Source organism: Oscillospiraceae bacterium (assembly GCA_034925865.1).
Lineage (GTDB): Bacteria > Bacillota > Clostridia > Oscillospirales > SIG627 > SIG704.
The window spans coordinates 56,891-71,662 of the sequence record JAYFRN010000006.1 but is presented as its reverse complement, the minus strand read 5'-3'; the positions used below and the strand labels follow the sequence as shown (position 1 = coordinate 71,662).

The 14,772-nt window shown below is 42.0% G+C and carries 8 protein-coding genes; 6 read left to right on the top strand and 2 right to left on the bottom strand.

What is annotated here, in order from left to right; all coding sequences use genetic code 11:
- Positions 1-18 precede the first annotated feature (18 nt).
- The 5 genes from VB118_02620 (at position 19) to VB118_02600 (ending at position 6,055) form a co-directional block, all read left to right on the top strand.
- Positions 19-1,365, top strand: a complete 1,347-nt coding sequence (locus tag VB118_02620; protein MEA4831497.1) for a hypothetical protein — start codon at positions 19-21, stop codon at positions 1,363-1,365.
- A gap of 393 nt (positions 1,366-1,758) precedes the next feature.
- On the top strand, positions 1,759-3,231 hold the full coding sequence (locus VB118_02615) for a hypothetical protein (protein MEA4831496.1): 1,473 nt from the start codon (positions 1,759-1,761) through the stop codon (positions 3,229-3,231).
- Between the two features lie 266 nt (positions 3,232-3,497).
- The gene (locus VB118_02610) at positions 3,498-4,997 is read left to right on the top strand and encodes an extracellular solute-binding protein (protein ID MEA4831495.1); all 1,500 of its coding nucleotides are present in this window, start codon (positions 3,498-3,500) and stop codon (positions 4,995-4,997) included.
- Positions 4,997-5,587: a hypothetical protein gene (locus VB118_02605; GenBank protein ID MEA4831494.1), complete on the top strand. Its 591-nt coding sequence runs from the start codon at positions 4,997-4,999 to the stop codon at positions 5,585-5,587. Before VB118_02610 ends, VB118_02605 begins: the two co-directional genes overlap by 1 nt.
- A 12-nt stretch (positions 5,588-5,599) precedes the next feature.
- Entirely contained in the window at positions 5,600-6,055 is a 456-nt protein-coding gene (locus tag VB118_02600; GenBank protein MEA4831493.1) for a hypothetical protein, read from the top strand.
- Positions 6,056-6,147: 92 nt separating this feature from the next.
- Here VB118_02600 and VB118_02595 read toward each other — a convergent pair whose 3' ends face one another.
- Together VB118_02595 and VB118_02590 are read right to left on the bottom strand one after the other, a co-directional pair.
- A complete protein-coding gene (locus tag VB118_02595) occupies positions 6,148-9,879 on the bottom strand; it encodes a UvrD-helicase domain-containing protein (GenBank protein MEA4831492.1) in 3,732 nt (1,243 codons plus the stop codon).
- Positions 9,880-9,883: 4 nt separating this feature from the next.
- A complete protein-coding gene (locus tag VB118_02590; GenBank protein MEA4831491.1) occupies positions 9,884-13,249 on the bottom strand; it encodes a PD-(D/E)XK nuclease family protein in 3,366 nt (1,121 codons plus the stop codon).
- A 197-nt stretch (positions 13,250-13,446) separates the two neighbouring features.
- Between VB118_02590 and VB118_02585 the strand changes: the two genes are divergently transcribed.
- Positions 13,447-14,676 (top strand): phenylacetate--CoA ligase, encoded by a 1,230-nt coding sequence (locus tag VB118_02585; protein ID MEA4831490.1) that lies wholly within the window; start codon positions 13,447-13,449, stop codon positions 14,674-14,676.
- The last annotated feature ends 96 nt before the right edge of the window (positions 14,677-14,772 follow it).

The following is a 14,772-nucleotide window of genomic DNA, read 5'->3' as shown; positions in this document are numbered from 1 at the left end:
AAACAAGGAGAAGCCAAAATGGGAAAAAGTGTATTTAAACCGATCATCACCGCATTGCTGATTTTTTCTGTTTGCACCTCGGTTTCATGTAACGATAATAATGCGTTATCAGGCACAGCTCAGGCAGGCACGGACGCAAGCGGAGCAGAAACGACAGAAAACAGCGGAGAGTTTTACGTATTTGATCCTCTTCCCGCAATAAGTGATATCGAGGGCTTCAATCTTATAGGTTATACGCGCGGATCTGACGGCGGCATCGGTGCTTGGAGCACTATAGATTTTTATTCCGACGGGACAATAGATGAAGTTATCAATGATTCCGTTTATAACAGAAACGAACAGCTGAAAACAAAATACGGTTTCAATGTCTCTCAGATAGTGTCACAGACAGATCAGTATCAACAGGCGATCGCTTCTATCAAGACAGGTGATGATGCGTTCAATGTAATAGTCGCCAACGGTCAGGTCTCTGCTGCGCTCGGTCAGGGAGGATATCTTGTGAACCTCAAAGAAGTGCCATATCTCACGCTTGAAGGTCCATGGTGGGATCAGCACGCAAACGAGCAGCTTTCCATTGCCGGTAAGCTATATTTTACAACAGGCGATCTTTCGATATCCGCAAATGACGCAACATGGATCTGCGCATACAACAAGGTGGTTCATAAAGAACAAAACATCGAGAATCTTTATCAGATCGTACGTGACAACAAGTGGACGATTGATAAGGTGCAGGAAATAAACAAAAGCATAAGCTCTGACTTGAATGACGATGGCAAACGCGATCAAAATGATAAATATGGTTATGTTTACGAGCCGTTCAATAATTATGCGTTGTTTTATTCTTTAGGACAATCAATAACAAAGAAAAATAAAGATGACATACCCGAGCTGTCAATATATTCCCCCGCTTCGGTCGATGTATTCGAAATAATACGCGGAATATCCGACGATAAAGTAAATTATTACATAAACTGGTCGACAGGCTGCACATCCATCATTAAAGATAACCGAGCGCTGATGACCTCCACGACGTTGTATACCATTCGCGCAAATTATAAAACATGGGAACAGGATTTTGGCATACTTCCGATGCCAAAGCTTACAGAAGATCAGCCATATGTCGATGTAGTCAGCACTGCAACCTCCGGATCGCTATATTCAATTCCTGTATCAAATAACAATCTTGAGCTGACCGGTTATGCGCTTGAGTCGTTTTGCCGCCAATCAAAAAATACACTCAGAGTCGCATATTATGACCTTGCCATCACTCACAGAACCATGCGTGATGTCGAATCTGCTGAAATGATGGATATAATTCTTGCAAACAGGTATACAACAATTAATGATTTTTTGAATAATAACTGATAAATCGCCAATTGAATAATTCTTTTTAAAGGAAAAGCCCATATACCAGAGCTTTTCTCTTTTCAAGTGGTGATTATTTAATTACCGGGTTAATAATTACCGATCTAATCACTCTGCAGTCAAAAGCTCAGACACATGAGCTTTTTCGGATAATATGGGTCACATCGTGCATGAAAGTTGTTCTAAATTATATCAATCCGCATATTTATTTCTTGACATGTTTCAGAAAATCAGTTTTTAAAATCCAATAAATCTGATAAAAATGCAATAACAATATTGACATATATTATTCATATATGATATAATATTAAATATAAGCGATAAAGAATTTACTATGGTTATGCTCCATATACTAAATCCATGAGTCATTTTACATTTTGAAAGGGAAAAAAGATGGGAAAAAGAGTTATTTCGTTGATTATAGTCGCGTTATTGCTTTGCTCAGTTTGCACGGCTGTTTCGTGTGCCGATAACAAGAATCCTGTAAAAACAGGCACGCTTAATACGGGTAAAACCGGAGCCGTAACAGAAACTGATGATAAGTTTTACGGTTTTGATCCGCTTCCCAAACTAAGCGGCGCGGAAGGCTTCAATTTGATTGGTTATACCCGCGGTCCGGAAAGCGGATATACCGCGTGGAATACCGTTGATTTTTATGCCGAAGAGACCACCGAAGAAGCGATCAACGATTCTGTCTATGACAGAAACGAGCAATTGAAAACAAAATACGGTTTTACCGTTTCACAGGTCATTTCTCCGAAGGAGCAGTTTGATCAGGCGGTTGCCTCAATTAATTCCGAAGATGATGCATTTAACGTTATCGTTGCCGACGGACAGGTTTCCGCCGCTCTTGGGCAGGGAGGATATCTTGTCGATTTAAAAACGGTTCCTTATCTCACGCTTGAAGGTCCATGGTGGGATCAGCACGCAAACGAACAGCTTTCTATTGCCAACAAGCTGTATTTTACCACAGGTGATCTTTCGATATCCGCAAATGACGCAACATGGATATGCACATATAATAAGGTTGTACAGGAAGAGCAGAATGTCGAGGACCTTTATCAGCTCGTCCGCGATAACAAATGGACTATTGATAAGGTTCAGGAAATAAACAAGAGCATCAGCACTGATTTGAACGATGACGGCAAACGTGACGTGAACGATAAATACGGTTATATTTATGAGCCGTTTAACAACTATGCTCTGTTTTATTCCCTCGGCCAGTCCATTACCAAGAAAAACAAAGATGATATTCCTGAGCTTTCAGTGTATTCCGCCGCTTCCGCGGAGGTATTTGAAATTATCCGGGGCATTTCCGATGATAAGATAGATTATTTTATCGACTGGTCCACGCCCTGCACGGCTATAATAAAAGACAACCGTGCGCTTATGACCTCAACCACAATGTATACAGTTCGTGCAAATTACAGAGCATGGGAGCAGGATTTCGGAATACTTCCTATGCCTAAGCTCACCGAAGATCAGCCGTATGTCGATGTCGTCAGCACCGCGACCTGCGGGTCGCTCTATTCAATCCCGAAATCCAACAAGGAGCTCGACCTTACCGGCTACGCACTTGAAGCATTCTGCCGCGAATCAAAGGACACACTCAGAGTTGCATATTACGACCTCACAATTACGCATAAAACCATGAGAGATCCGGAATCTGCCGAAATGATGGATATCATCCTCGCGAACAGATACTTCGATATGGCAATTATATATAACTGGGGCGGCTGGTATCAATATTTTTACAATCTCTGGGGAACATCGGGTTCAAATTTCGCGTCAACTTACGAATCTGCTAAGGATAAGACTATTGCAGAAATAAATACGACTGTTGACGAATTCTTAAAATCAAATTAATTTTATATGCGGCACTTGCAAAAGCTTTGTATAAGTATTGCTTTTTGCTAATTCGGCTATCGATTATTTAAACGGCATTTAAATAAGTCGTGTAAGAGAGAAAAGCCCATACTCCAGAGTCTTTTCTCTCTTTAAGCGTTAATTATTTGAATGCCGAGTTAATAAAATCCGCGTCTGAAACAGGCGCGGATTTTCTCTCCACCGTATTTACTTTTTGTTAATATTATGATATAATAATCATTAATTAAGATCTACTGACAGTGTAAATGCTGAAAGAACAGAAAGGCACGGGTATAATCAATAATATGAAAAAGCTATCCATTATTCTTGCGATATTGATTCTTGTATCGACATTGTTTGCTTCATGTGCAAATGACACGAAACCGTCTGGCAACAAATCAAACGGCACAAACGAACAATCAACAGATACCGGGGACGGTAAATATTACGGCTTTGATCCTCTTCCGGCGCTTGAAGATGCAAACGGTTATGTATTTAAAGCATACACGCGGGGACGCGAAAGCGGGTATGTTGATTGGTATACCATGGATTTCACGGCTGATGGTGATGAAAACGAGATAATCAACGAATCGGTTTATCGCCGTAACGGGATACTCAGCGAAAAATACGGCATTACTCTTGAATCTGTTGTTTCCCCTAAAAATCAACGCGAATTGGCGGAGGCTTCGATCAATGCAGGCGATCAGTCGTTCGACATGATAATCGCGGAGGGAAAATCTGTCGCCGCAATGGCTCAAGGCGGATATTGCGTCGATTTAAAGACGCTTCCTTATCTTCAGCTTGACGGACCATGGTGGGATCAGCACGCAAATGAACAGCTTTCAATAGGCGGGAAGCTTTTCTGCACGACCGGTGATCTTTCAATGTCCGACAATGATGCCACTTGGATATGCGTTTATAATAAAAACGTATGGGAAGAGAATAATATAGAAAATCTATATCAGCTCGTACGTGATAATAAGTGGACTATAGAAAAAGTTGAAGAGATATCCAAACAGATGAAAAAGGACGTAAACGATGACGGCAAGATGGATATAAACGACAGCTATGGCTACGTTTTTGAGCCGTTTAATACATATGCTCTGTTTTATTCTCTCGGTGAATCTGTTACTAAGAAAAACGCGGATGATTATCCTGAGCTTTCCGTTTATTCTTCCTCCTCAGCTGAAGTATACGATATAATAATGGATATGGTCAAATCACGCGACACTTATTATATCGGCTGGTCGAGAGATTGCACCTCGGTCGTAAAGGACGACAGAGCATTGCTCGCTTCCTCCACTTTGTGGACTATAAGAAATCTTTATACATCCTTTGATCAGGACTTTGGCTTGCTCCCGATGCCGAAGCGTTATGCGGATCAGCCTTATGTCGAGGTTGTGGACGCGTCTACCTGCGCTTCGCTTTATGCGATTCCGACATCGAATGTGAATACTGATGTAACAGCATACGCGCTTGAAGCGCTTTGCCGTGAATCGAAGGATACATTGAGAAAAGCCTATTACGATACGGCGATCGAACATAAGACCATGCGTGACGTTGAATCGGGTGAGATGCTCGATATCATCCTCGCCAACAGGTGTTTTGACTTATCAATGATTTACAATTGGGGTGGATGGTATGACATGTTCTGCTCGATGTGGACATCCTCATCGTCCAACTTCTCTTCCGAATATGACACACGCAAGGATCAGAGTATTAATGCCATTCAGGGGACCATAGACGAATATATTAAAAACAACTGATGACTGTACAAATACTTAATATATGCGCATATGACGGATATCCGCTTGATGTGCGGATTTGCCTGCCGGAAAGTGGTATCTGCGGCAAAATTATTCTTTTTGTCAACGGTTCGGGACCTATGACTTATACGACCAAACGGCAGTTGCCTGACGGGAGGCTCTTTAACTACTTTGATGTTTTCGCAGAGGAGTTAACTAAACGGAATATAGGTTTTTGTTCTTACAGTCAGCGCGGTGTCAGCGACGGCGACACGCCTCCATACTTCGTCGATATTAATGATGAAGCATATAAAAAATATTTGCCTAATAATTCGGTATCTGACATTGAGAATATTGTTGCATACCTGAGAAAAACATACCCAGGTGTTCGTGTGATTTTACTTGGATGGAGTGAAGGCTCAAATCTTGCTTCTCTTGTCGTTCTCGGAGGAAAAGCAAAAATATCTGCGCTGATGCTTGCCGGATATAGCAATGAAAATTTACGTGATATTTTAATATGGCAGCTTTCAGGTAATTCTACACTTATATTTTGGCGGCATCTGTTTGATTATGACAGAAAAGGCTATATTACAGAATCGGATTTTACATAAGATATAAATCAGGTGAGAGGATCATTATTCTGTGACAAAGCCTTTACCGATCTTGACCGTGACGGAGACGGTAAAATCACACTTGCCGACACAGCGCCTTTAGCTACAGAACATTTGTACAACATGCTCCGCGCCATTGACGGAAACGACGACGAATGGCTCAAAAACAATCACGGTATCCGCTTGACAAGCGGTTGGTTCAAGGAACATTTCGAACTTCGCCCGACAAAAGAGATCCTGCCGCTGCTTGAATTGCCAATACATATATTTTCCGGAGAATATGACTATATGACGCCTATGCAGCAAGCACAGGATATCGAAGCGGAATTCAAACAACTCGGAAAAACGAATCTTACTCTGCATACCTTTGAAAATCATGATCACGATCTGAATTTTTTAAAGTACATTTATAAAGGTGAGTACTCTGACGGTATGAAAGCTATTTTCACTACTGCTGAGAAATTGTAATATTAATTTGGAATTTTAAATGAAGGAAATTAAATGCGTCGCCGGAAGCCTTTTCAGGTTTAAGGCGCCGCATTTAATTTCGTTGATTAGAATTATTCAGTAAGCGTAATTTCAGTTTCTCGGCCGAGATTAAAAGAATAGATCACAATTTTAGACACTCTGGATCCGGTCATTTTTTCGACCGCTTTTTTATATAACTTCAATTGAGCGGAATATCTTTCCCATAGAATATCCTCACTCTGTACCCGATCAGTTTTATAATCCATGACCGTATATGTACCGTCATCGTTCTTGAAAAAGCAGTCGATCACGCCCTGAACGAGTATATCTGAGTCGTTTTCTGAGCTGGTTCCATCCGAAAATAATTCAGAGGCTTTCATGAACACATTAAACCTTAATTCCCGTTTTACATATTCGGATAATCGAATCCGGTTAAAAAGGTCAGAAGCAAAAAAAGCTTTCAAGACCCTGTGATTCAGAAAATCGCGGTTTTTTACAGATATGTAATTTTCATCCACAAGGCGGCCGGCTTCATATTCCGTTCCGCTTTTTATGCATATATCAAAGTCACAAAACTGCATAAAAAGATGCGTCGATGTACCGGCGAAGGCCGCGTCATATGAATTGTCTTTTCTGGTAAAGTTGCCGGAAGCAAGCATTATCTGCTCAGGCTGTTTTTGCTCAATGTGATCAAAATCGTTAAGCCCTCTGTATAATTGTGAAACCGATAGCTTTTTCGGCATTTCAGTAAGCTTACTGTAAGGATATATGAATGTCAAGTCGGCAATGATGTTATCCGCTTCGCTCCTGCTGAATTTTGTCTGCTGAATGTATTTTTTATCACAGCAGTTTCCTTTTAAAAACATTTCAGAGCTGCTTTCAAAGCTGTCTTTCTCTCCTTTGACAATATTTACTGTCAGTCCCGGAACGCAGACTGATGACGCATCATAATCATCACGTCCTGCTTTTTTAAACGCTTCTGTAATCATAGTATTATCCGAAATACAGGTCAGTATCATTTCAAGTGGTGTTTTTGCCCAAAAAAGACTCTGAATTATAAATTCGGTATCCTGCGTATGCTCCGGAAACGGACATATCAATTCATTTAATTTATCCGTACCGTCCATTGTTCCGCAGACAATAAGCTTTTGTCTTGCTCTTGTCATTGCAACATAAAGAACTCTCTTTTCTTCGTCTCTCATCTGCTTTTTCAGCTCCGATATGGCGGCGCGTCTGAGAACGGTATTGAACCTGGCGGTTCCGCTGTCGTTGAGCATCAAAAATGCCGGACCTGTTTTTGATGAAAACACAACAGAGCCGCTTAAATCTCTTTCATTCGGATTTGATCCCAAGCCGCAGAGTATACATACCGGAAATTCGAGTCCCTTAGCTTTATGCATAGTCATAAGCTTGACGCTTCCGCCGTCTTCGCTTACGGATGCTTCGCTATCTGCTCCCGAAAAGCTTGCCAGATACGGTATAAAGCTTCCGAGTCCACCGGAATTCGCTTTGATATAGCTCTGAGCTATTCGCGTAAGTCGGACTAGATTTTTCTTTTTGCAAATTCTAACAGCTTTATCGACGGAAGTAAAAGCGGAAAATATATCCGTATCTGAATACAAATAACGGATAAGCTCCAATGCGTTGTATTTCAAAGACGCATTCCTATAAACCGAAAGCTTATATAAAAACTCTGTGACCTTATCCGAAAGCATGTCTTCGCTTGTAAAGCTCTTCAGTGCTTCATAAAACGGAGAATCCTTTTTTGCCAATCTGATCCTGAAAAGATCATCAGATGAAAAGCAGAACACAGGCGACGCGAGCGTACCGATCAGATATTCATCGCGGTATGGATTATCTATCGCATTCAAGAGTGAAGTCATAAAAAGAATTTCGGCTGATTCTGTGAATTTATCATCCGCCGCGCAAACAGAATCAATGCCTATGGATTCAAGTTCCTGTTTGACCGGTATAAGAACATCCGCTTTCCGCGCAAGCACGGCGATATCATCGGGACATAACGGCCGTCCGGAATCTGTGATTATGTTCTCCGATAATAGTTCTTTGATTTTTTTCGCTATATAACCTGCTTCCGTTTGCGCAGCGGTCGGTGATTTGTCGATCACGGCAATTTCACAGCTGAAACCTGATTCAAACAGTTTTGATTTTACTAACCGGTCGTTCTTTCCGTAAAGAAGGTTGTCGGGATCTGTATTTAAAAGCTTTTCACATACAGTATTCACAAATGATACGACGCTTTCATCACACCTGAAATTATCCGAGAGGAAAATTCTTTGCCTGTCATCCGGATTTTCAGCGGAATAATCGCCGCAGTTGTTTCTATATGAGGTGAATATTTCCGGTAAAGCTCCGCGAAAACCATATATACTCTGCTTAGGGTCACCGACGGCAAACATGTTGCGCTTCCTCGAAACAGCTCTGAAAATCGCATCCTGAAGCATATTCGTATCCTGGTATTCGTCGATATAAATTTCATCTATTTCTTTTGAGCATTTAACGGCAAATGGGGTGCGTTCAAATTCTCCGGTAGAATAATTAAAGGTTTCGGGCTTGACAAGAGAAATAAAAGCATAATGCTCGAGATCGCTATAATCAAGTATGCCGTGCTTTAATTTTTCAGATGAATAATACTGACGGAAATCGGTAAGAAGCTCTGTCAACACACGGTTCAGCTTTATATTGATTTCATATTCGGATTTTACGCTTTCTCTGAAAAGAGAGCCCAGAGATGACATTACATCCTTATACTGTGTGAATTCCGTGTCGCGCATTTTTTGGAATGCATTTTTTAGCCGTATCAGCTTTTTTTCATCCGGAGCTATTCGAAGCGGATTAAGCCTCTTTTTTGCTGATTCGGAAGCGCCAATTAAATCCATTAATGTTTTGCTGTCATTACACAGTATTGCGTTTTCTGCTTCAGCGAAAAGCGCAATATCGGATTCAAAGGCGGGAAGATAAGCGGAACCGAGCCTTTTATCCGATGTCGATGCCGCATCCTTTAGCATCAATGAACGGCTTTTAATCGCTCTGACAGCTTTCAGAGCTTCGACGGTAATAACGCTTCCGGTAACGGTTTTTAAAACAGCATCGCAGTTTGCTTCCCTTTCTTTTTCGTTGACGTTTGCTTTTTCGTTTATCATTAAAGAAAGCTCGTCACATAACTTTTGAGTGCTTTCATTCAGCATTCTGAGCGGTAAAGGGAAGGAGCTGAGCTTTTCATAAAGCTTTATCAACATTTCCGAAAAATTCCTGTCCGATTTGACAGCAGAGCAGAGATCGGCCAAATATAAGAAATCTCCGTAGTTATTGCATGAAAGCTTGAATCCTACCGATTCTTCACCTGAATTTTCAAAATAAGCGTTTACTATCTCTTCCATACATGCGTTGCGCAGCATTTTGGCTTCCGCTGGATCGGAAATTCTGAGCTTTGACGGCAGACCGAGCGCAAAAAAGTTTTGCTTTACAATATTAAAACAGAACGAGTGTATTGTCGATATTTTTGCCGACGAAAGAGAATTGAGCTGACGGCGTATCAGCTTGTCACTTGGATTAGCAAGACAGGCTTCGTCGAGCTTTTTATACAGCCTATCCTTGAGCTCCGCGGCTGCTGAGCGTGTGAAGGTTACCACAAGCAATTTTGAAATATCCGCGGGATCCGCAGGATCGGAAAGCCTTTGCAGTATTCTTTCGGTCAGGACTGCGGTTTTACCGCTGCCGGCCGCGGCAGAAACGATCAAAGACACATTTTTTGCGTTTATCGCACTTTTTTGATTAGATGTAAATGCGATTTTTGCTTTTGCCATACCGTCAGACCTCCTCTTCTTTTTTTATTTCCGCAAGAACATCGGATATTTTATCGAATTTTTTAAATTCCCGTCCGCCGTCGCTTTCATTCCGACAGACGCATTTAAAACCGCAATATTCACATGACAGCTTTTTATCGGCAAACGGATCGGCGGTGAAATCACCTCTTAGCAGATCGTCAGCTGTTTTTTTCAATATACGGTCGACATGCTTTTTTAAAATAGAATAATTTTCTTTACTTATTACCTTTGAATATGATGAGATTGACCCGTCTTTATTGAATTTAACAGGAATAAAGCTGCCGGAGACAGCAGGATCCATCGCATATATAAGTTCCTTATCGTCAATGATGAGCCCGTCGTTTTTAAGCAGCTTTGAGGCTTTCGTTTCTGCGTCTTCATCCGAAACAGGTTGATCTGATAACGAATCTGAAGAAAGTGCTTTAACATAAATCAGGCCGGCCGGATTTACCGGGACACGAACGCCGTCACCTTTTTCCCCAAGCTTCACACCGTTTTGGCACAGCGCGAAAAGATATACAAGCAGCTGAAGATTTATGCCGTTGTATATATCGCTTATTGAAAAAGCTTTTCCCGAGGTTTTGTAATCAACTACTCTGATAAAATATTCGCCGTTTTCACTTTTATAAATATCGGCGCGGTCGATCTTTCCGAATATTTGTAAAGAATGCTTTTCAGCTCCAACGCGGTAAGCGCTGTCGGTTTCGGAGAGATCGGATTCAAACAATACGGGAATGAATTTAGAGCCCTTGAATTCGCATATCAGCTTTTCGACGACTCTGACGGAAGCATCCGATATTCGTGAGGTCATATGCAAAAGCCTCGCCTCAGATATACCACCTCCGCCAAGGGAGCCGAGATGCTCTTCGGAAAGATGCCGTATTCTCGACATGATTTCTTTTCTGTCGAGAGTTTCAAGCGACTCGCCGGATTCAAAAACATTGACAAAAAACTTCTCAAGAATGGCATGTATATATGTCCCGACCTCCGAATAATCAAAGGCCATGTTCTTTTTTGGCTTAGCGGAAAGAAGATATTTTAAAAAATACGAATATTTACACTGATTATAGGATTGTATCCGCGATTGAGTGAGATTTATAAAAGGCGCGGATATATATGGATTGTATTCATGCGAAAGAGACCTTAAAGGATCGCATCTGCCGTCGGCACGGGCGAATCTGTCTGTAAAACTCTTATCAGTTATAGAAACGGCTGAAAGCAGTTTGTTTTTGCCTTCATCGTCAAACATACCTGCACATAATGCAGAGAAAGCTTCCTCCGGACATACCGGAAGCGCAGAGTCCGGGTTGAATTTATCCAGCGAAAGAGAAGGGAGTGTTCGCATTAGCACAGGGATAAAAGGGCTTTTTGCGCAGTAAGAATCATCCGAGGATGAAGAAGAATGATAAGTTATATAGAGCTTTTCACGCGGAGCGGAAATAATTCTATGAAATAAAAACAATTCATCGCTGTCAGTCATATCCGGGATGAGATCCGCGTCCGGCATTATTCGCTGAAGCTCCTCCAGCTCCAGCCCCGTAAAGAATCCGTCTGACTGCTTTGACGCGGGAAATAAATCGGCGTTGAAGCCCGGAGCAAACAGATATTTAACTCCGTCATATCTTATAAATTCGCTTTCACCGGCAGATACTGCGTCACTGACCGACGGAATGCGTCCGGTAGACGCATCGGAGAAGCACAGCCTGAGCATAGAAATAAAATTGCCCTTCGGCTCATAATCACCTAATATATTATTAAACTGCGTCATACAGGAAACGACCGTGTTCCATAGTAAAATCAGCTCACCGGCATCCGAAAATAACTTTTCCGATATGAGAATCTCTGATTGCCGCGCTATGATCTCGTATGCGCCGACATCAATTAAAAAAGAAGTTACCGCGTCAAGCTTTCCGGAAACCGATCGCGTGGAGGAAATGTTCTGTTTCAATTTATAAAGCGGAGCGATCAGCTTTTGGCGGGCCAGATTCACACGCGTCAGCCTTTCAGAATCGGATTCTGTCATTTCGCTGGTGTAGCCTGACGGATTCATTTTAAAATCGCCCGTAAACCATTTCGAACCGGAAATACTCCATGACAGCGCGTAATCCTCAAGCAAAAAAAGCTCATCTTGGGACAGCTGAATAAATCCGGTTTTCATATAAGCGCGCATCGTATCAAGCCGGGTGTCTCCGGCAGCTATTTCAACGGATAATATTATTGCCTGTACCAGCGGAGCTGCGTTTATTTTGCTTTTTTGCGTATGAAATGTCGGTATTGAGTATTTTTCAAATATCATGTCGCATAAAGCGCCATATGGCGTTTCTGAACGGTATACGACTGCTATATCTGAATAGCGTATGCCGTCATACCTGACGAGCTTTTCAATCTCATGAGCGCAGTAGATGATTTCATCATATTCCGACGCGCATTCAGTAATTCGCAGCGCGTCGGCGGATGTTTCTGAGAATAATACGTGAGAAGATGAACGCTGCAGTAAAGCGTTTTCGTCAATCTGGGAAAAGAAACTCGTATTACCGCGTTTTATAAAATCAGTTTTTGCCTGCTGTCCCGCACTTTCTGAAAAACGCAGAAGCTTGGAATAAAGCTTAATTGAAGATGAAAAAGCGTCGCATTTTTCTGTCGCTTCAATTGCTTCTGGGTAACAGTTGATTGTTATGTAAAAATTATCCGCCTGGGCAATTATATGCTTTATCAATTCGAGCTGCGGCAGAGAAAAGCCGAAAAATCCGTCCGCGTATACATCCTTGCCTGAGAAAAAGTCGAATTCGTCGAGTATTGAATTCAGCTTTGTTATATCGTCCTCGAGTGTGCAAAAGTTCTTCGCCTCTTCGTCAAAAGCCGAAGCTATAAGATACAGCTCGGAGAGCTTTCCGATAAGCTGTGTGTTGCCGTCATAGCCGGCATTCCGCGCCGCTTCTTTTATCGCGGCGGTTCCCAACCCGGAGCTTTTTAACCCGTCGAGGCATTCGACAAGCCTCATCGGAAAATCATATGATTTTGCAGCGTCTTTGTAGACAGTCAGATAATCAGAGAGCTCGGAGAGCACCTTTGAAATCAAGAGAGCTTTACCGGCTTTCGTCAGATATTCGCCTGAGATGCCGCCTGTTTCACGAAATATGCGGTTTGGCAGGCGGGATAAATTTATGACTTCGCAGAAAAGGTTTGCTTTTTCTCCGCATTCCTTAAGAAGCCGTATTTCCGAATCCACAGTGTTTTGTTCCGGAACGATTATGAATGATTCTCGTCCGGCGAAAATCGAGCTTTTCGCATTTTCAAATATTTTATCGGACATGGATTTCCCATCAGGTGAAACAATTAGATGAAGCATATGTTATTCCATACCTTTGATGTATTTATGCATATAACATTATAAGCAATATAGCGCAAAAATCAACAAGGTAAATTTATATTCCGCTTTAATACTGTAAATTTAACTGCCGCTTTATTACACTGCGGAAATTTGACTTTTTACTGACAGTGTGATATAATCGCTATACTTTAACTGATTACAAGGACAAATATGTTATGGACATGACACTGATGCAGCTTGAACAAATAAAAGAGCTATTGAAAAATATAAAAAAGCGCAGCGGTTTTTACGGTATGAAATATGCGGGAATCGATACCGGCATAACAAGCGGGGAGGATTTTAAAAAGATCCCGTTTACTGAAAAGGATGAACTCAGAAACGCGTATCCTCTCGGTCTTGCCGCCGTGCCTGACCGTGAAATTGTTCGGATTCATTCTTCTTCCGGAACGACAGGTACTCCTGTTATAATTCCTTATACAAAAACAGATGTCGAGGATTGGGCGATCCTGTTTGAACGCTGTTATAAAACCGCAGAAATTACGGCCGACGACCGAATACATATCACTCCCGGTTACGGACTCTGGACGGCGGGAATAGGCTTTCAGAATGGAGCCGAACGGCTTGGCGCAATGGTTATCCCGATGGGTCCGGGGAATACGGACAAGCAGATAAAAATGATGACTGATATGCGCAGCACGGTGTTGTGCGCCACGAGTTCATATGCGCTTCTGATTGCGGAAGAAATAGCAAAGCGTGGCGTCAAGGACAAAATCTGCCTTAGAAAAGGCGTTATAGGATCGGAGCGTTGGGGCGAAAAGATGCGCCGCAGAATAGCATCCGAGCTTGGGATCGAGCTGTATGACATATATGGCCTTACCGAGATATACGGTCCCGGCATTGCAATGAGCTGTAAATATGAATGCGGAATGCATTATTGGGATGATTATCTGTATTTCGAGGTTATAAATCCCAAAACAGGAGAAAATGTTCCGGATGGCGAAATCGGCGAGCTTGTGATAACGACGCTTCGTAAGCAGGGCGCTCCGCTTATCAGATACCGCACTCACGACCTTACCCGCTATATTCCAGGCGAATGTAAATGCGGAAATCCCCATCCGAGAATTGACACACTTGTCGGAAGAACTGACGATATGGTTAAGGTCAAGGGTGTTAATATATTCCCCGGTCAGATTGATGAAATTCTCCGTGATGTCGAAGGCGTAAGCAGTGAATATCAAGTGATGATTGATCACCTCAACGGCAAGGATATAATGACTATTTTCTTTGAAACGGGAAAAGAAAACGGAAGAAATGAATTGGAAGAAGCCGTAAAGGAAGCCGTGAAATCAAAAATCGGGCTCACAATTGTACCGAAGGCTGTAAGCATCGGAGAGCTTCCCAGAAGCGAAAAGAAATCCACAAGAATATTTGACAACAGATATTGAATTATAAATTAAAAATGGCGCTGCCGCAATTTTACGGCAGCGTTTTGTTGACTGCGAGATACGACCGTAGCCGTTTCTTTGTCATATTATTAACGA

What these genes read in the sequence shown, in the direction of transcription:
- VB118_02585 (MEA4831490.1), top strand. Translation starts at nt 13,447, where the DNA reads ATGGACATGACACTGATGCAGCTTGAACAAATAAAAGAGCTATTGAAA.
- VB118_02605 (MEA4831494.1), top strand. Translation starts at nt 4,997, where the DNA reads ATGACTGTACAAATACTTAATATATGCGCATATGACGGATATCCGCTT.
- VB118_02610 (MEA4831495.1), top strand. Translation starts at nt 3,498, where the DNA reads ATGCTGAAAGAACAGAAAGGCACGGGTATAATCAATAATATGAAAAAG.
- VB118_02595 (MEA4831492.1), bottom strand. Translation starts at nt 9,879, where the DNA reads ATGGCAAAAGCAAAAATCGCATTTACATCTAATCAAAAAAGTGCGATA.
- VB118_02590 (MEA4831491.1), bottom strand. Translation starts at nt 13,249, where the DNA reads ATGCTTCATCTAATTGTTTCACCTGATGGGAAATCCATGTCCGATAAA.
- VB118_02615 (MEA4831496.1), top strand. Translation starts at nt 1,759, where the DNA reads ATGGGAAAAAGAGTTATTTCGTTGATTATAGTCGCGTTATTGCTTTGC.
- VB118_02620 (MEA4831497.1), top strand. Translation starts at nt 19, where the DNA reads ATGGGAAAAAGTGTATTTAAACCGATCATCACCGCATTGCTGATTTTT.